This window comes from Kitasatospora sp. NPDC057500 (genome assembly GCF_042802195.1).
Lineage (GTDB): Bacteria > Actinomycetota > Actinomycetes > Streptomycetales > Streptomycetaceae > Kitasatospora.
In genome coordinates this window covers 1-16,778 of the sequence record NZ_JBHVER010000182.1, presented here as the reverse complement: position 1 = coordinate 16,778, position 16,778 = coordinate 1, and the positions used below count along the sequence as shown (strand labels likewise).

General features: G+C 72.4%; 15 protein-coding genes and 3 tRNA genes. 15 read left to right on the top strand and 3 right to left on the bottom strand.

Annotated elements, in window-relative coordinates:
• Positions 1 to 303 precede the first annotated feature (303 nt).
• From kdpF to ACFU74_RS29245, 6 genes are all read left to right on the top strand, one after another.
• The gene (kdpF, locus tag ACFU74_RS29270; RefSeq protein WP_380762055.1) at positions 304 to 393 is read left to right on the top strand and encodes a K(+)-transporting ATPase subunit F; all 90 of its coding nucleotides are present in this window, start codon (positions 304 to 306) and stop codon (positions 391 to 393) included.
• A 1-nt stretch (position 394) separates the two neighbouring features.
• Positions 395 to 2,056: a potassium-transporting ATPase subunit KdpA gene (gene kdpA / locus ACFU74_RS29265; RefSeq protein ID WP_380762053.1), complete on the top strand. Its 1,662-nt coding sequence runs from the start codon at positions 395 to 397 to the stop codon at positions 2,054 to 2,056.
• The gene (gene kdpB / locus ACFU74_RS29260) at positions 2,056 to 4,194 is read left to right on the top strand and encodes a potassium-transporting ATPase subunit KdpB (protein ID WP_380762051.1); all 2,139 of its coding nucleotides are present in this window, start codon (positions 2,056 to 2,058) and stop codon (positions 4,192 to 4,194) included. Before kdpA ends, kdpB begins: the two co-directional genes overlap by 1 nt.
• A 19-nt stretch (positions 4,195 to 4,213) precedes the next feature.
• The gene (gene kdpC, locus ACFU74_RS29255) at positions 4,214 to 4,840 is read left to right on the top strand and encodes a potassium-transporting ATPase subunit KdpC (protein WP_380762049.1); all 627 of its coding nucleotides are present in this window, start codon (positions 4,214 to 4,216) and stop codon (positions 4,838 to 4,840) included.
• A 119-nt stretch (positions 4,841 to 4,959) separates the two neighbouring features.
• Positions 4,960 to 7,509, top strand: coding sequence for an ATP-binding protein (locus ACFU74_RS29250; RefSeq protein WP_380762047.1), 2,550 nt, complete (start codon positions 4,960 to 4,962; stop codon positions 7,507 to 7,509).
• A complete protein-coding gene (locus tag ACFU74_RS29245; protein ID WP_380762045.1) occupies positions 7,506 to 8,183 on the top strand; it encodes a response regulator in 678 nt (225 codons plus the stop codon). The genes ACFU74_RS29250 and ACFU74_RS29245 overlap by 4 nt, the downstream gene beginning before the upstream one ends.
• Before the next feature lie 218 nt (positions 8,184 to 8,401).
• Here the strand turns inward: ACFU74_RS29245 and ACFU74_RS29240 are convergent, their stop codons facing one another.
• The gene (locus ACFU74_RS29240) at positions 8,402 to 9,691 is read right to left on the bottom strand and encodes a hydrolase (protein WP_380762043.1); all 1,290 of its coding nucleotides are present in this window, start codon (positions 9,689 to 9,691) and stop codon (positions 8,402 to 8,404) included.
• A gap of 238 nt (positions 9,692 to 9,929) precedes the next feature.
• On the opposite strand from ACFU74_RS29240, the gene ACFU74_RS29235 reads away from it, so the two are divergent.
• The 6 genes from ACFU74_RS29235 to ACFU74_RS29210 all read left to right on the top strand — a co-directional run bounded on the left by ACFU74_RS29235 (position 9,930) and on the right by ACFU74_RS29210 (position 12,478).
• A tRNA-Thr gene (locus tag ACFU74_RS29235) sits at positions 9,930 to 10,002 on the top strand.
• A 43-nt stretch (positions 10,003 to 10,045) separates the two neighbouring features.
• Positions 10,046 to 10,118, top strand: a tRNA-Met gene (locus ACFU74_RS29230).
• Between the two features lie 84 nt (positions 10,119 to 10,202).
• Positions 10,203 to 10,367, top strand: a complete 165-nt coding sequence (gene rpmG, locus ACFU74_RS29225) for a 50S ribosomal protein L33 (RefSeq protein ID WP_006604855.1) — start codon at positions 10,203 to 10,205, stop codon at positions 10,365 to 10,367.
• A 121-nt stretch (positions 10,368 to 10,488) separates the two neighbouring features.
• Positions 10,489 to 10,950 (top strand): MaoC family dehydratase N-terminal domain-containing protein, encoded by a 462-nt coding sequence (locus ACFU74_RS29220; protein ID WP_380762041.1) that lies wholly within the window; start codon positions 10,489 to 10,491, stop codon positions 10,948 to 10,950.
• 5 nt (positions 10,951 to 10,955) lie between these two features.
• The gene (locus tag ACFU74_RS29215) at positions 10,956 to 11,378 is read left to right on the top strand and encodes a MaoC family dehydratase (RefSeq protein ID WP_380762059.1); all 423 of its coding nucleotides are present in this window, start codon (positions 10,956 to 10,958) and stop codon (positions 11,376 to 11,378) included.
• 56 nt (positions 11,379 to 11,434) lie between these two features.
• Positions 11,435 to 12,478, top strand: coding sequence for a UDP-N-acetylmuramate dehydrogenase (locus ACFU74_RS29210; RefSeq protein WP_380762057.1), 1,044 nt, complete (start codon positions 11,435 to 11,437; stop codon positions 12,476 to 12,478).
• A gap of 7 nt (positions 12,479 to 12,485) precedes the next feature.
• Here the strand turns inward: ACFU74_RS29210 and ACFU74_RS29205 are convergent, their stop codons facing one another.
• On the bottom strand, positions 12,486 to 13,514 hold the full coding sequence (locus ACFU74_RS29205) for an adenosine deaminase (RefSeq protein ID WP_380762039.1): 1,029 nt from the start codon (positions 13,512 to 13,514) through the stop codon (positions 12,486 to 12,488).
• A gap of 102 nt (positions 13,515 to 13,616) precedes the next feature.
• On the bottom strand, positions 13,617 to 14,864 hold the full coding sequence (locus ACFU74_RS29200; protein ID WP_380762037.1) for a pyridoxal phosphate-dependent aminotransferase: 1,248 nt from the start codon (positions 14,862 to 14,864) through the stop codon (positions 13,617 to 13,619).
• Between the two features lie 259 nt (positions 14,865 to 15,123).
• Here ACFU74_RS29200 and ACFU74_RS29195 point away from each other — a divergent pair.
• The 3 genes from ACFU74_RS29195 to nusG all read left to right on the top strand — a co-directional run bounded on the left by ACFU74_RS29195 (position 15,124) and on the right by nusG (position 16,770).
• A tRNA-Trp gene (locus tag ACFU74_RS29195) sits at positions 15,124 to 15,196 on the top strand.
• A gap of 149 nt (positions 15,197 to 15,345) precedes the next feature.
• On the top strand, positions 15,346 to 15,678 hold the full coding sequence (gene secE, locus ACFU74_RS29190; RefSeq protein ID WP_380762035.1) for a preprotein translocase subunit SecE: 333 nt from the start codon (positions 15,346 to 15,348) through the stop codon (positions 15,676 to 15,678).
• A 207-nt stretch (positions 15,679 to 15,885) separates the two neighbouring features.
• Positions 15,886 to 16,770: a transcription termination/antitermination protein NusG gene (gene nusG, locus ACFU74_RS29185; RefSeq protein ID WP_380762033.1), complete on the top strand. Its 885-nt coding sequence runs from the start codon at positions 15,886 to 15,888 to the stop codon at positions 16,768 to 16,770.
• The last annotated feature ends 8 nt before the right edge of the window (positions 16,771 to 16,778 follow it).

Genomic DNA, 16,778 nt, shown 5'->3' with positions numbered 1-16,778 from the left:
GGACGGCACCCGCCGTCCGGGGCCTCGGCGCACCCGGTCACGGCCCGGACAAGCGCCCGTATGGAGCCCGTCAACAATCGAACGGGCGCCGTATGGAGGCCGTCAAGACCGCCGTTGACGCTTCGTGAGCGCGGTTGGCTGGCCTTGCCGGCCCGCCGCCGGCGCCGCATCCCCCGCTCCCTCGCGGGCGACGCGGCCACCTCCGAACCACCGTGGTGGAGCCATGTCCGATCTGATCTACGTCGCCGTCACGCTCGCCGTGTTCGGCGTCATCACCCTGATCGCGCGGGGGGTGGAGAAGCTGTGAACGCGGAGAACATCGCCGGTCTCATCGTGGCCGTCGCCCTCGTCGGCTACCTCGTCCTCGCACTGATCCACCCGGAGAAGTTCTGACATGGGCTCGACTCTCGCGGGCTGGCTCCAGGTCCTCGCCCTGGTGGGCGCCCTGGCCCTCTGCTACCGCCCCCTGGGCGACCACATCGCCCGCATCCTCACCACCTCCAAGCACCTGAGAGCCGAGAAGGCGCTCTACAAGGTGATCGGCGTGGACGCCGACGCCGACCAGCGCTGGCCGGTGTACCTGCGCTCGGTGCTGGCCTTCTCGGCCGTCTCCGTCCTCTTCCTCTACGGCCTGATCCGCCTCCAGCAGTGGCTGCCGCTGGGCCTGGGCGTCGAGCAGATGCCGGGCCACCAGGCTTGGAACACCGCCATCTCCTTCGTGGCCAACACCAACTGGCAGTCCTACAGCGGCGAGGCCGCGATGGGGCACCTGGCCCAGATGGCCGGCCTCGCGGTGCAGAACTTCGTCTCCGCGGCCGTCGGCATCGCCGTGGTGGCGACCCTGATCCGCGGCTTCCTGCGCAACCGCACCGACCGCGTCGGCAACTTCTGGGTCGACCTGACCCGGATCAGCGTTCGCCTGCTGCTGCCCGTCGCGATCGTCTTCGCCCTCGTCCTGGTGGCGAGCGGCGTGGTGCAGAACTTCCACGGCTTCCACGAGGTGGCCACCCTGGCGGGCGACCCGCAGGCGGTGCCGGGCGGGCCGGTGGCCTCGCAGGAGGTCATCAAGCTGCTGGGCACCAACGGCGGCGGCTTCTACAACGCCAACTCGGCGCACCCGTTCGAGAACCCGAGCGGCTTCTCCAACCTGGTCGAGGTCTTCCTCATCCTGCTGATCCCGTTCGCGCTGCCGCGCGCCTTCGGCCGGATGGTCGGCGACCACCGCCAGGGCTACGCGATCGTCTCCGTGATGGCGCTGTTCTGGATCGCCTCGACGGCGCTGATCACCCTCTCCGAGTCGCAGCACGCGGGCAGCGCCCTGGAAGCGGCCGGCGGGGCGATGGAGGGCAAGGAGCAGCGGTTCGGCATCGCGGCCAGCTCGATGTTCGCGGCGTCGACGACGCTGACCTCGACCGGTGCGGTGAACTCCTTCCACGACTCGTACACGCCGTTCGGCGGCGGCCTGACGATGTTCAACATGATGCTGGGCGAGATCGCGCCCGGCGGGGTGGGCTCGGGCCTCTACGGGATGCTGGTGCTGGCGGTCGTGGCGGTCTTCGTGGCCGGCCTGATGGTCGGGCGCACCCCGGAGTACCTGGGCAAGAAGCTGGGCGGGCGGGAGATGAAGTTCGCCTCCCTCTACATCCTGACCACCCCGACGATCGTGCTGGTCGGCACCGGTGTGGCGATGGCGCTGCCGGGCCAGCGGGCCGGGATGCTCAACGCCGGCGCCCACGGCTTCTCCGAGGTGCTGTACGCCTTCACCTCGGGCGCGAACAACAACGGCTCGGCGTTCGGCGGCATCACCGTCAACACCGACTGGTACGACACCGCGATCGGCCTGGCCATGGTGTTCGGCCGGTTCCTGCCGATGGTCTTCGTCCTCGCCCTGGCCGGCGCGCTCGCGCAGCAGCAGCCGGTCCCCGCCACCCCGGGCACCCTGCCCACCCACAAGCCGCTGTTCGTGGGCCTGCTGTCGGGCGTCGTCCTGATCGTCGTCGGCCTCACCTACTTCCCGGCCCTGGCTCTCGGGCCGATCGCGGAAGGTCTCTCCTGATGTCGTCCACCCTTACCGAGAAGTCCGGGCAGACCGGACAGCCGGACCCGCGGCCGGAGACGGCGCCCGCCGGGGCGCCGCACGGAGCGGCCGGCGGCCTGCTCGACCCCAAGCTGCTCCTGGCGTCCCTGCCGGACGCGGTGAAGAAGCTCGACCCCCGGGTGATGGTCAAGAACCCGGTGATGTTCGTGGTCGAGGTCGGCTCGGTCGTCACCACGGTCTCCGCGGTGGCCGACCCGTCGGTGTTCGCCTGGTCGATCACCGTCTGGCTCTGGCTGACCACGGTCTTCGCCAACCTGGCCGAGGCCGTCGCCGAGGGCCGCGGCAAGGCGCAGGCGGACACCCTGCGCCGCACCAGGACCGACACCACGGCCCGCCGCCTCACCGACTGGCCGGCGTCGCGGGCCGAGGAGGAGGTGTCCGGCACCGCGCTGCGGCTCGGCGACCACGTGGTGGTCGAGGCCGGGCAGATCATCCCCGGTGACGGCGACGTCGTCGAGGGCGTCGCCTCGGTCGACGAGTCCGCGATCACCGGTGAGTCCGCGCCGGTGATCCGCGAATCGGGCGGCGACCGCTCGGCCGTGACCGGCGGTACCAAGGTGCTCTCCGACCGGATCGTGGTGAAGATCTCCTCCGAGCCCGGCAAGACCTTCATCGACCGGATGATCGCCCTGGTCGAGGGCGCCGCCCGGCAGAAGACGCCCAATGAGATCGCGCTCAACATCCTGCTGGCCTCGCTGACCATCGTCTTCCTGACCGCGGTCGTCACCCTGCAGCCGATGGCGACCTACGCGGGCGCCCCGCAGTCGATGATCGTGCTGGTCGCGCTGATCGTGGCGCTGATCCCGACCACCATCGGCGCACTGCTCTCGGCGATCGGAATCGCCGGCATGGACCGGCTGGTCCAGCGCAACGTGCTGGCGATGTCGGGGCGCGCCGTCGAGGCCGCCGGCGACGTCACCACCCTGCTGCTCGACAAGACCGGCACCATCACCCTCGGCAACCGCCAGGCCGCCGAGTTCCTCGCGGTGACCGGCGTGTCCACCGACGAACTGGCCGACGCCGCCCAGCTCTCCTCGCTGGCCGACGAGACGCCGGAGGGCCGCTCGATCGTGGTCCTGGCGAAGACGGCGTACGGCCTGCGGGCCCGCGCCCAGGGCGAGTTGGCCCACGCCGCCTGGGTGCCGTTCACCGCGCAGACCCGGATGTCCGGCGTCGACCTGGACGAGACGGACGGGCTGCACCAGGTCCGCAAGGGCGCGGCCTCGGCCGTCGCCACCTGGGTCACCGGCAACGGCGGCACCGTCACGGAGGAGGTCTCCTCCCTGGTCGACGGCATCTCCGGGGCCGGCGGCACCCCGCTGGTGGTCGCCACCAGGACCGCCGACGCCCCGGCCCGCGTCCTCGGTGTCATCCACCTCAAGGACGTGGTGAAGGAGGGCATGCGGGAGCGGTTCGACGAGCTGCGCCGGATGGGCATCAGGACCGTCATGATCACCGGCGACAACCCGCTGACCGCCCGGGCGATCGCGGAGGAGGCGGGCGTGGACGACTTCCTCGCCGAGGCCACCCCCGAGGACAAGATGGCCCTGATCAAGAAGGAGCAGGCCGGCGGCAAGCTGGTCGCGATGACCGGCGACGGCACCAACGACGCCCCCGCCCTCGCCCAGGCCGACGTCGGGGTCGCGATGAACACCGGCACCATGGCGGCCAAGGAGGCCGGCAACATGGTCGACCTGGACTCCAACCCCACCAAGCTGATCGAGATCGTCGAGATCGGCAAGCAGCTCCTGATCACCAGGGGTGCGCTGACCACCTTCTCCATCGCCAACGACGTCGCCAAGTACTTCGCGATCATCCCGGCGATGTTCGCGGCCGTGTACCCGGGCCTGGAGAAGCTGAACATCATGCACCTGCACAGCCCGCAGTCCGCGATCACCTCGGCGATCGTCTTCAACGCCCTGGTCATCATCGGCCTCATCCCGCTGGCCCTGCGCGGCGTGAAGTACCGCCCCTCCGACGCAGGCTCCCTGCTGCGCCGCAACATCGGCCTCTACGGCTTCGGCGGACTGGTCGTCCCGTTCGTCGGCATCAAGCTGATCGACCTGGTCGTCCAGTTCATCCCCGGCCTCAACTGACAAGAGAGGAGAGCGTTCCATGTCCAAGCCCCTGCCCACCGCCGTGCGCACCCATCTCACCGCGCTGCGCGCCCTGCTGGTTCTGACGGTGCTCCTCGGCATCGCCTACCCGCTGCTGGTCACCGGTGTCGCCCAGGCCGTCTTCAACGACCGGGCCGACGGCTCGATCGTGAAGACGGCCGACGGCAAGGAGGCCGGCTCCAGCCTGCTGGGCCAGAACTTCAACCTGCCCAGGCAGAACCCGGACGACCCGGACGAAGCCCCCCGCCCCGACCCGAAGTGGTTCCAGCCCAGGCCCGGCGCCTACGACCCCACGGCCTCCGGCGCCTCCAACCTGGGCCCCAACAGCGCGGACCTCACCGCCGCCGTCGAGGAGCGCCGCCAGGCCGTCGCCGCGTTCGACGGCGTCGACCCGGCGAGCGTCCCGGCGGACGCCGTCACCGCCTCCGGCTCCGGCCTCGACCCGCACATCTCCACCGCCTACGCCGAGCAGCAGGTCGACCGGGTCGCCAAGGCCCGCGACCTGTCGGCCGACACCGTCCGCAAGCTGGTCGAGAAGCACACCGACGGCCGCTCGCTGGGCTTCCTCGGACAGCCGGGCGTCAACGTCGTCCTGCTGAACAGGGCGCTGGCGGAGCAGAAGTGACGGCCTTTCGGCCAGGCAGCTGAGACGGGCCGATCCGGGCCGGGGTGAGCGCCCCGCACCCGGGTCGGCCCGCCGTCCGTCCCCCTCCCGCAGCGACGCAGAACGAAAGAGCAGCGCCCATGGCCCGCGACCTCGCCCCCGGCACCGGCCACCGACGCGGCCGGCTGAGGGTGTACCTCGGCTCCGCCCCCGGTGTCGGCAAGACCTACCGGATGCTGGACGAGGCACGGCGCAGACGGGACCGCGGCGCGGACGTCGTCGTCGGCTGGATCGAGTGCCACGGCCGCCGGCACACCGAGGCCATGCTCGACGGCCTGGAGGCCCTGCCCGGGGTCCACCGCTCCTACCGGGACGGCGACTTCGAGGAGATGGACCTCGACGCGGTGCTCGAACGCCGCCCCGCCGTCGTGCTGGTCGACGAACTCGCCCACACCAACATCCCCGGCGGGCGCAACGCCAAGCGCTGGCAGGACGTCGAGGAACTGCTCGACGCCGGGATCGACGTCATCACCACCGTCAACATCCAGCACCTGGAATCGCTGAACGACGTCGTCCGCAAGATCACCGGCATCCCGCAGCGCGAGACCGTCCCGGACGAGGTGGTCCGCCGGGCCGACCAGATCGAACTCGTCGACATGGCCCCCCAGGCACTGCGCCGCAGGATGGCCCACGGCAACGTCTACCGGGCGGAGAAGGTGGACGCCGCGCTCTCCCACTACTTCCGGGTCGGCAACCTCACCGCCCTGCGCGAACTCGCCCTGCTCTGGGTGGCCGGGCGGGTCGACGAGGGCCTGCGCGACTACCGGGCCAGCCACGACATCGACCGGGTCTGGGAGGCCCGCGAACGCGTCGTGGTCGCCCTCACCGGCGGACCCGAGGGCGAGACGCTGATCCGCCGCGCCGCCCGCATCTCGGACCGCACCGCCGGCGGCGACCTGCTCGCCGTCCACGTCACCCGCAGCGACGGCCTGGCCGGCGCCTCCTCCGGCGCGCTCGCCCAGCAGCGGCAACTGGTGGAGACCCTCGGCGGCAGCTACCACGTGGTGGTCGGCGACGACATCCCCACCGCGCTGCTCGCCTTCGCCCGCGCCCACGACGCCACCCAGCTCGTCCTCGGCACCAGCCGGCGCGGCCGAACCGCCCGCTTCCTCACCGGTCCCGGCATCGGCGAGACCACCGTCGGCGCCTCCGAGGACATCGACGTCCACATGGTCACCCACGAGTTCACCGGCCGCGGCCGGCTGCCCGCGCTCGGCCGCCGCCACTCCCGGCGGCGCACCGTCGCCGGCTTCCTCGCCGGCCTGGCGGTGCCCTGGCTGCTGACCGCGCTGCTCTCGCAGTTCCACGAGACCGTCAACCTCACCACCGACGCGCTGATCTTCCAGCTCGGCGTGGTCGCGGTGGCCCTGCTCGGCGGCGCGACCTCGGCCCTGGTGGCCTCGCTGGTCGCCTCGGTGCTGCTCAACTACTTCTTCATCCCGCCCGTCCACGACTTCACCATCGGCGAGACCAACAACATCATCGCCCTGGTGGTCTTCGCCGCCGTCGCGCTGACCGTCTCCACCGTGGTCGACCACGCCGCCCGGCTCACCGCCAGGGCCGCCCGGGCCACCGCCGAGGCCGAGACCCTCTCCACCCTGGCCGGCAGCGTGCTGCGCGGCGCCGACGCGCTGCCCGCCCTGCTGGAGAAGTCCCGCACCGCCTTCGGCATGCGGACCGTCGCCCTGCTGGAACGCACCGGCGGCGGGGTGCTGGCCTCCTGCGACACCCACGACAGCGACGGCGGGCCCGGACCCCGGCCGGCCGAGGAGACCACCGAGGTCCCGGTCGGCCCCGACGCCGTGCTCGTCCTCACCGGCCGCCGACTGCCCGCCGCCGACCAGCGCGTCCTCACCGCCTTCGCCGCGCACGTCGCCGTCGCCCTGGAACGCGACCGGCTCGCCGTGGTCGCCGCCGAGGTCGAACCGATCAGGGCCGCCGACCGGATGCGCACCGCGCTGCTCGCCGCCGTCAGCCACGACCTGCGCACCCCGCTGGCCGCCGCCCTCGCCTCGGTCGGCTCGCTGCGCAGCCCCGACGTCGAGTTCTCCCCCGAGGACCGGGCCGAACTGCTCGCCACCGCCGACGAGTCCCTCGTCAAACTCACCCGTCTGGTGGACAACCTGCTCGACATGAGCCGCCTCCAGGCCGGCGCGCTCACCCTGCACCTCACCTTGACCCACCTCGACGAGATCCTGCCGCGCGCCCTCGACTCGCTCGCCGACCCGTACGCGCCCGTCCAGCCGCTCGACCTGGAGGCCGTGCCGCCCGTGCTCGCCGACCCGCCGCTGCTGGAACGGGTGCTCGCCAACGTGATCACCAACGCGCTGCGGCACAACGCGCCCGGCGCGCCCGTCCTGGTCGCCGCCAGCCACCACGCCGAGCGGGTCGAACTGCGGGTGATCGACCGCGGCCCCGGCATCGCCCCCGAGGACCGCGACCGGGTCTTCCTGCCGTTCCAGCGCCTCGGCGACACCGACAACACCCAGGGCGTCGGCCTCGGCCTCGCCCTCTCCCGCGGCCTGGCCGAGGCGATGGGCGGCAGCCTGGAGGTCGAGGACACCCCCGGCGGCGGCACCACCATGCTGCTCACCCTGCCCGCCGCCCACCCGGGGGAGGCCCCCGCATGAGCGAGATCCTGATCGTCGACGACGAGCCCGCGCTGCTGCGCACCCTGCGGATCAACCTCGGCGCCCGGCAGTACGCCGTCCGCACCGCCGCCACCGGCGGCGAGGCCCTGGACCGCGCCGCGGCCGGCACCCCCGACGCCGTGCTGCTCGACCTCGGCCTGCCCGACCTGGACGGCATGGACGTCCTGCGCGGACTGCGCCGCCGCAGTACGGTGCCGATCATCGTGCTCTCCGGCCGCTCCGGAGCCGCCGACAAGGTGAACGCGCTGGACGCGGGCGCGGACGACTACCTCACCAAGCCGTTCCTGATGGAGGAACTGCTGGCCCGGCTGCGCGCCGTGCTGCGCCGCCCGCCGGTGGCCGGCCCGGCCGCGCCCGCACCGGTGATCGGCGACCACACGGTGGACCTCGCGGCCACCACGGTGACCGGGCCCGGGGGGCCGGTGCGGCTCACCCCGACCGAGTGGCGGATCCTCGCCCTGCTGCTGGCCAGTCCGGGACGGCTGGTGCCCGGGCGGCAGATCCTGCGCGAGGTCTGGGGGCCGGCCCAGGAGCGGCGCGGCAACTACCTGCGGGTCTACCTGGCCGGTCTGCGGCGGAAACTGGAGCGCGACCCGGCCCGGCCGCGCCACCTGATCACCGAGCCGGGCATCGGCTACCGCTACGAGCCCTGACGGCCCCGCACCGCCGCCGCGTCAAGGAGCCGTCAAGAGCGCCCGCCCCGGCGCCAACAGGCCGTCAAGAGCCGCCGGAACCAACCGTTCGCGGGCGTAGCGTCAGCAGTGAGGGAGCGGCGTCCCGCTCCATGTGGGGGATGTCCGGGGCGCCGCTCCGCCGCTCAGGCGGCCGGCAGTGGGGGAGGGGCGCGCGGTACCGATGCCGCGCGCCCCGATCACTCGTCCGGCCCGCGCCCGTCCGTGCCGTCCGACTGCCGGGGCAGCGCCAGGGCCACCGTGTCGGCGAACTCGCGCACCGCACTGGTCCGGCTGACCACCCGTCCGCTGTGCACCACCAGCCGGCTGTGCCCGCCGGCCAGCGCCCCGGCCAGGCTGTCGCCGCGCACCGCCAGCAGCTCGGCCGGGAAGCCCGCGTCCACCCGGACCGGCGGCAGCCCGAGCGCCAGCCGCGCCTGGTTGGACACCGCGTCGTACGCCGCCTCCGGCCCCAGTACCCCGCCCGCCGCGAGCAGGTACGCCGCCTCCAGCGGATCCGCCCGGCCGACCGGGTTGGCGCCGTCGCGCAGCGATCCGCTGCCGGCCACCAGCGGCACCCCGGCCTTCACCAGCTCGCGCAGCGGCGCCGACCGCAGCCCGGAGGCCGGGGCCAGGCCCTCCAGCCCCGCGCAGCCGCCGTTCTGCGGCAGGCAGACCACCCGGACCCCGGCGTTGGCCAGCACCGTCGAGGCGCCCGGCGCGAGCGATCCGCACGGCCCGAGCACCACCCGGGGCCGCAGCGGCGCCAGCGCCCCGGCCAGCCGGGCCAGCCGGGCGGGGTCGGCGGCGGTGGTGTGCAGGTCCACCGGGCAGTCCGCCTCCCGGGCGGCCTCCAGCAGCAGCTGGACGTAGCCCGCCGGGTCCGGGTCCAGTTCGGGGCAGCCGCCGGCCGCGGTGGCACCGAGCTTGAGCGCCTCCCGCAGCTGGGCCCGGCCGTCCGCCCCGGCCCGGCCGGTGAGCAGCCGGGGCATCGCCACGGCCTGGAGCTCGGCGAGGCCGCGCAGCGCCTGCTGGGCGGTGAGCACCGCCTCCAGCCGGCGCAGTCCGTGCACGTCGCCGATCCGGACGTGGGTGCGCTGGGCGGTCGCGCCGTAGCCGAGCGAGGTCAGCGCGGCCTCGGTGACCCGCCGGGTGAGGTCGGCGGAGGTCTCCGGCGGGGGCTCGGGGAGCGCGGCGGAGAAGGCGACGTCGTAGTGGGCGTGGGCCTCGGCCGGGGCCGGCAGCAGCAGGTAGCCGCGCAGGTCGATCCGGGCCCCGGTGGTGACGGTGGGGGCGCCGGGCAGGGCGGGCAGCGGGCCGAGCCCGCCGGTGGTGCCGACGGCCTGGATCCGGTCGCCGCTGATCCGTACGTCCACCACCCGGCCGTCGGCCAGCCTGGCCCCGGTGAGCAGCAGGACGGGTCCGTGCCCGAGCGGGTTGGCGGCCGGGCCGGGGCCGGGCTGCGGTCCGTCGGCGGCTGCGCTGTCCATCGCCCGGCTCCTTCTCGCGTCCGGCTCCTGCTCGCGTCAATGAGCGCCGAGCCTACGGGGGGCGGCCCCGGGGCGGCGGGAGGCGGGCAATAGTCGTATCGGGTCGGGCCGCGGCCGCGGGGGGTGATCGAACGCCGGGCCTTCGATCGATCGGCCGTGCGCGCCGCGGACCTGCGGAGTTCGCCGCCGGATACGGATTTCACCTCTGGGCGCGGAACGTGTAATCTCTTCCTCGTTCGCCCCTATAGCTCAGTCGGTAGAGCGTCTCCATGGTAAGGAGAAGGTCTGCGGTTCGATTCCGCATGGGGGCTCTGGTGAGAAGGAGTCGGCTTCGGCTGTGCTCCGGATCACTGTGGCGGTGTAGCTCAGTTGGTAGAGCAAGCGGCTCATAATCGCTGTGTCACCGGTTCAAGTCCGGTCACCGCTACCCCGCGTAGTCGGTCGGGAGATCGCACTCCCGGTCGGCTACTCTTGTCTGTGTTCTCATTCATTGTCCAAGGAAGGCACTCCCGTGGCTGCCACCGACGTCCGCCCGAAGATCACGCTGGCCTGCGTGGAGTGCAAGGAGCGGAACTACATCACCAAGAAGAACCGGCGTAACGACCCGGACCGTCTTGAGATGAAGAAGCACTGCCCCCGCTGCAACTCGCACACTGCGCACCGCGAGACCCGCTGACCCTCTCGTAGGGCACCGGGCCTGTGTGAATTCAGGTCTTCGACTCCGGGCCGCATCCCTCACTGGGTTGCGGTCCGGAGTTTTTCTCGTTTGTCCACCGCGTTTCCGAGGAGCTCCGCCGATGGCACTCGACCCCTCCTTCATCGGGCGGACGTATCCGCCCACCGAGCCCTACGAGGTCGGCCGCGAGAAGATCCGTGAGTTCGCCGTCGCCGTGGGTGACGCCAACCCGGCGTACACCGACCCGGAGGCGGCCAAGGCGCTCGGCCACCCGGACGTGATCGCCCCGCCGACCTTCCCGATCGTGCTCAGCATGCGGGCCTCCGCCCAGGTCGTCCAGGACCCGGAGCTCGGGCTCGACTACAGCCGGGTGGTGCACGGCGACCAGAAGTTCGCCTACACCCGCCCGGTGCGGGCCGGTGACCGGCTGACCGTCGAGGTCACCGTCGACAACATCAAGTCGCTGGCCGGCAACGACGTGCTCACCGTGCGCGGCGAGATCGCCGACGAGTCCGGCGAGCACGTGGTGACGTCGGTCATGACCCTGGTGGCCCGGGCCGCCGACGAGAAGACGGGGGAGTGAGCCCGATGACGGTCCGCTACGACGAGGTCGAGGCCGGCACCGAGCTGCCGGCGCAGTCCTTCCCGGTGACCCGCGCCACCCTGGTGCAGTACGCGGGGGCCTCCGGCGACTTCAACCCGATCCACTGGAACGAGAGGTTCGCGCTGGAGGTCGGCCTGCCCGACGTCATCGCGCACGGCATGTTCACCATGGCCGAGGCCGTCCGGGTGGTCACCGACTGGATCGGCGACCCGGCCGCGGTGGTCGAGTACGGCGTCCGGTTCACCCGCCCGGTGCCGGTGCCCAACGACGGCGTCGGCTCGGTGATCGAGGTCACCGGCAAGGTCGCCAAGCTGCTCGACGACCAGAAGGTCCAGGTCGACCTGGTGGCGACCTACGCGGGCCAGAAGGTGCTCGGCATGTCCCGGGCGGTCGTCCGGCTGGCCTGAGCGCCGCCCGGCCCCGGCGGGGGAGCGTACGGGACCCCCGTACGCTGGGGGGCGTGCTGGAAGAACTCGACGCCCCCCTCGCCCCGCTGACCACCCTGCGGCTCGGCGGCCCGGCCCGCCGCCTGGTGACCGCGCACACCGACGACGAGGTGATCGCCGCCGTCCGCGCCGCGGACACGGCGGGGGAGCCGCTGCTGGTGATCGGCGGCGGCTCCAACCTGGTGATCGGCGACGCCGGCTTCCCCGGCACCGTGCTGCGGATCGCCACCACCGGCTTCGACCTCGACGGCACCGCGCTGGAGCTGGCCGCCGGCGAGGTCTGGGCCGACGCGGTGGCCCGCACCGTCGACGCGGGCCTGGCCGGCATCGAGTTCCTGGCCGGCATCCCCGGTTCGGCCGGCGCCACTCCGGTGCAGAACGTCGGCGCGTACGGCCAGGAGGTCGCCCAGACGGTCACCGGGGTGGTCGCCTACGACCGCCGCACCGGCGAGAGCGTCACCCTCGGCAACGAGGCCTGCGCCTTCTCCTACCGGCACAGCCGCTTCAAGGCGGAGCCGGACCGCTATGTGGTGCTGCGGGTCCGCTTCGCGCTGGAGGACGCCGCCGGGCGCTCCACCCCGGTCCGCTACGCCGAGGTCGCCAAGCACTTCGGGGTGGCCCAGGACGAGCGGGTCGGCCTGCGCGAGGCGCACGACGCGGTGCTGGGCCTGCGGGCCGGCAAGGGCATGGTGCTGGACGCCGCGGACCACGACACCTGGTCGGCCGGCTCCTTCTTCACCAACCCGGTGCTGAGCGCCGATCAGTACGCGGCCTTCCTGGCGGTGGCCGCCGGGCGGGAGCTGACCGCCCCCGCCTACCCGGCGCCGGACGGGTGCACCAAGACCTCGGCGGCCTGGCTGATCGACAAGGCCGGGTTCGGCAAGGGCTACGGCAGCGGCCCGGCGACCCTCTCCACCAAGCACACCCTGGCGCTCACCAACCGCGGCGCCGCCACCACCGAGGACCTGCTCGCGCTGGCCCGGGAGATCCGGGACGGCGTGCGGGCGGCCTTCGGGGTGGAACTGGTCAACGAGCCGGTGATGGTGGGCGTCCGGTTGTAGCGGCGGCTCAGCCGGTCAGCCAGGCGTCGATGTCGGCCAGCAGCTGCTTGCGCACGCTCTCCGGCGCGCACGAACCGCGCACCGACTGGCGGGCCAGCTCGGCCAGCTCCTGGTCGGTGAAGCCCAGCACGTCGCGGGTCAGGTCGTACTGGGCGGCGAGCCGGGTGCCGAACAGCAGCGGGTCGTCGGCGCCCAGCGCGAGCGGCACCCCGGCGTCGAACAGCCGGCGCAGCGGGACGTCCTCGGGGCGCTCGTAGACGCCGAGCGAGACGTTGGAGGACGGGCAGACCTCGCAGGTGATCTGACGGTCGGCCAGCCGCTGCATCAGCCGCTCGTCCTCGGCGGCCCGCACGCCGTGGCCGATCCGGCCGGCGCCGAGGTCGTCCAGGCAGTCCCGGACGGACTCCGGGCCGGCCAGCTCGCCGCCGTGCGGGGCGGCCAGCAGTCCGCCCTTGCGGGCGATGTCGAAGGCCCGGTCGAAGTCGCGGGCCAGCCCGCGCCGCTCGTCGTTGGAGAGGCCGAAGCCGACCACGCCCCGGTCGGCGTACCGGACGGCGAGCCGGGCCAGCGTGCGGGCGTCCATCGGGGACTTCATCCGGTTGGCGGCGACCAGGACCCGGATGCCGACTCCGGTGGCCCCGGCGGCGTCCTCCACCGCGTCCAGGATCAGTTCCAGGGCGGGGATCAGGCCGCCCAGCCGGGGTGCGTAGGAGGTCGGGTCGACCTGGATCTCCAGCCAGCGGGAGCCGTCCCGCCGCTCGTCCTCGGCGGTCTCCCGGACCAGCCGGCGGATGTCGCTCTCGTCGCGCAGGCAGGAGCGGGCGGTGTCGTAGAGGCGCTGGAAGCGGAACCAGCCGCGTTCGTCGGTGGCCCGCAGCTTGGGCGGCTCGCCGGAGCTGAGCGCCTCCGGCAGCCGGACCCCGTGCTTGTCGGCCAGTTCGAGCAGGGTGGCCGGGCGCATCGAGCCGGTGAAGTGCAGGTGCAGGTGGGCCTTCGGGAGGTCCCTGACGTCTCGCGGGTTCAGCAGGCGTTCCATTCACGAATCCTGCCGTATCGGGGGGTGCTACGGGAACCGCCCTCCTCCCGTCCCCCGAAGGGGTGGAAAGAGGGCGGTCCGGTCAATCAGGGGTTGACTGCCTCAGTCGCGGGCCTCGCCCAGCAGCTTCTGGATGCGGCCGACGCCCTCGGCGAGGTCGGTGTCGCCCAGGGCGTAGGAGAGGCGCAGGTAGCCGGGGGTGCCGAAGGCCTCGCCGGGGACGACCGCGACCTCGACCTCGTCGAGGATCAGCGAGGCGAGCTCGGCGGAGGTCTGCGGGCGCTGTCCGCGGATCTCCTTGCCCAGCAGGGCCTTGACGGACGGGTACACGTAGAAGGCGCCCTCGGGCTCGGGGCAGACCACGCCGTCGATCTCGTTGAGCATCTTCACGATGGTGCGGCGGCGCCGGTCGAAGGCGGTGCGCATCTCGTGGACGGCGGAGAGGTCGCCGGCGACGGCGGCCAGGGCGGCTCGCTGGGCCACGTTGGAGACGTTCGAGGTGGCGTGCGACTGCAGGTTGGTCGCGGCCTTGACGACGTCCTTGGGGCCGATCACCCAGCCCACCCGCCAGCCGGTCATCGCGTAGGTCTTGGCCACGCCGTTGACCACGATGGTCTTGTCGGCCAGCTCGGGCAGCAGGGCCGGCAGCGAGGTGAACTCCGCGTCGCCGTAGACCAGGTGCTCGTAGATCTCGTCGGTGAGCACCCACAGCCCGTGCTCGACCGCCCAGCGGCCGATCGCCTCCGCCTCGGCCCGGGTGTACACCGCGCCGGTCGGGTTGGACGGCGAGACGAAGAGCACCACCTTGGTGTTCTCGGTGCGGGCGGCCTCCAGCTGCTCGACCGAGACCTTGTAGCCGGTGGTCTCGTCGGTCACGACCTCCACCGGCACGCCGCCGGCCAGCTGGATCGACTCGGGGTAGGTGGTCCAGTACGGCGCCGGGACGATGACCTCGTCGCCCGGGTCGAGGATCGCCGCGAACGCCTCGTAGATCGCCTGCTTGCCGCCGTTGGTCACCAGCACCTGGGAGGCGTCCACCGCGTAGCCGGAGTCGCGCAGCGTCTTGGCCGCGATCGCCTCCTTGAGCTCGGGCAGGCCGCCGGCCGGGGTGTAGCGGTGGTTCCTGGGGTCGCGGCAGGCCTCGACGGCCGCCTCGACGATGTAGTCCGGGGTGGGGAAGTCCGGCTCGCCGGCGCCGAAGCCGATGACCGGCCGGCCGGCCGCCTTGAGGGCCTTGGCCTTGGCGTCCACGGCGAGGGTGGCGGACTCGGCGATCGCGCCGATCCGGGCGGAGACGCGGCGGTCGGCGGGGCGGACGGAACTGTCGGGCTGCGGGGTGGAAGCGCTCATGCCTGCATGGTCGCAGACCGCACACGGGCCGGGCATGGCGGTTTCACGATATGTACGGGGCCGTCCACATGGCGGCCCGGCGTGGCGCGCGCGACAACCGGAAAAGAAAGAGGTTCGACCAAACGCCCTCCGACCACGTACACTCACTGCTCGACGGCCACCGAACGAACCGGAGCCTCCGCCGCCGTACAGAACCTGTGCGGGGATCGGTGGAAGATGCGGTAGGTTGGTGGTCGCTACTGGGGCCGCGAGGTTCCGTAGGGCAATAGCTCAATTGGTAGAGCACCGGTCTCCAAAACCGGCGGTTGGGGGTTCAAGTCCCTCTTGCCCTGCTGCTTGATCCGTATTCAGCCCGTTCGCTCCGCAGAGCGAGCGGGCTTGATGCGGAGAGGGCGCCGATCAGCACCGTTAGCCGGCCGCTCGTGCCCTTTTCGGGGTACGCAGTCGACGCTCGGCAGGACCCGGATTCAGGTGAGGACGAGTGACGGAGACCACGGGCTCCACCGCAACGCCTGAGAGCGGCAACCCCGAGGGGACCGACGGCGCTGCCGAGACCACGCCCGCGGAGGGCGAGTCGCGCCGCAAGCGCTCTGGCGACAAGAAGTCCGGCAAGCGGGCCAAGAAGGGCGCGTTCGCCCGCCTCGCCCTCTTCTACCGGCAGATCATCGCGGAGCTGCGCAAGGTCGTCTGGCCGACGCGCAACCAGCTGGTGAGCTACACCACCGTGGTGGTGGTGTTCGTCGTGGTCGTGATGGCCTTCGTCTCCGGTCTCGACTACGGCTTCTCCAAGGCCGCCCTCTGGATCTTCGGCTGACGCAGCCGTCCACCTTCGAAACAGCTTCCCCGACCCGGGCCGATCCTCGGCCCGGGTCGAGCTGTCTGCGTCGGCGGTACGGGGCCGCTACCGTTGACTCGGTACTGTTGAAGTCTCCGGGGCGAACTTCCGGCGACCGCGTGAGCGGAGCGTCGCCGGTCCGTCGCGGAGCGCGCCACCTTCACCATCTCCAGGAAAGAAGCCACCGTGTCTGAGTCCCCCCTGTACGACGCCGACGAGACCGTCCGCGAGGCGGATGTCGCCGCCGAGGACGCGGCCGAGCTGGCTGACGACGTCGAGTCCGACGAGCAGCAGATCGTGGACGCCGTCGACGCCGACGAGGACGAGGCCGAGGCGTTCGACGAGGCCGAGGCCGGGGAGTCGGCCGAGGAGGCCGCGCTGCACGTGGAGTCCGACGAGGACGAGGACGAGGCCGAGGAGGCCGTCGCCGAGGAGACCGGGGACGAGGCCGAGCCGGCCGAGGAGGTCGACCCGGTCGCCAAGTTCCGCGAGGACCTGCGGTTCATGCCGGGCGAGTGGTACGTGATCCACACCTACGCCGGCTACGAGAACCGGGTGAAGCAGAACCTGGAGCAGCGCGCCGTCTCGCTGAACGTCGAGGAGTACATCTTCCAGGCCGAGGTGCCGCAGGAGGAGGTCGTCCAGATCAAGAACGGCGACCGCAAGACGATCCGCCAGAACAAGCTCCCCGGCTACGTCCTGGTGCGCATGGACCTCACCCCGGAGTCCTGGGGCGTCGTGCGCAACACCCCCGGTGTCACCGGCTTCGTCGGCAACGCCTACGACCCGTACCCGCTGACCCTGGACGAGGTCGTCAAGATGCTCGCCCCCGACGTGGAGCGCCAGGCCGCGAAGGAGGCCGGCAAGCCCTCGCCGGTCAAGCCCAGCGAGATCCAGGTGCTCGACTTCGAGGTCGGCGACTCGGTCACCGTCACCGACGGCCCGTTCGCCACCCTGCAGGCGACCATCAACGAGATCAACCCCGACTCGAAGAAGGTCAAGGGCCTGGTCGAGATCTTCGGCCGGGAGACCCCGGTCGAGCTCTCCTTCGACCAGATCCAGAAGAACTAGTCATACGG

Coding starts and splice junctions, on each gene's coding strand:
- kdpA (WP_380762053.1), top strand. CDS start 395: ATGGGCTCGACTCTCGCGGGCTGGCTCCAGGTCCTCGCCCTGGTGGGC.
- kdpB (WP_380762051.1), top strand. CDS start 2,056: ATGTCGTCCACCCTTACCGAGAAGTCCGGGCAGACCGGACAGCCGGAC.
- kdpC (WP_380762049.1), top strand. CDS start 4,214: ATGTCCAAGCCCCTGCCCACCGCCGTGCGCACCCATCTCACCGCGCTG.
- ACFU74_RS29250 (WP_380762047.1), top strand. CDS start 4,960: ATGGCCCGCGACCTCGCCCCCGGCACCGGCCACCGACGCGGCCGGCTG.
- ACFU74_RS29245 (WP_380762045.1), top strand. CDS start 7,506: ATGAGCGAGATCCTGATCGTCGACGACGAGCCCGCGCTGCTGCGCACC.
- ACFU74_RS29240 (WP_380762043.1), bottom strand. CDS start 9,691: ATGGACAGCGCAGCCGCCGACGGACCGCAGCCCGGCCCCGGCCCGGCC.
- ACFU74_RS29220 (WP_380762041.1), top strand. CDS start 10,489: ATGGCACTCGACCCCTCCTTCATCGGGCGGACGTATCCGCCCACCGAG.
- ACFU74_RS29215 (WP_380762059.1), top strand. CDS start 10,956: ATGACGGTCCGCTACGACGAGGTCGAGGCCGGCACCGAGCTGCCGGCG.
- ACFU74_RS29205 (WP_380762039.1), bottom strand. CDS start 13,514: ATGGAACGCCTGCTGAACCCGCGAGACGTCAGGGACCTCCCGAAGGCC.
- ACFU74_RS29200 (WP_380762037.1), bottom strand. CDS start 14,864: ATGAGCGCTTCCACCCCGCAGCCCGACAGTTCCGTCCGCCCCGCCGAC.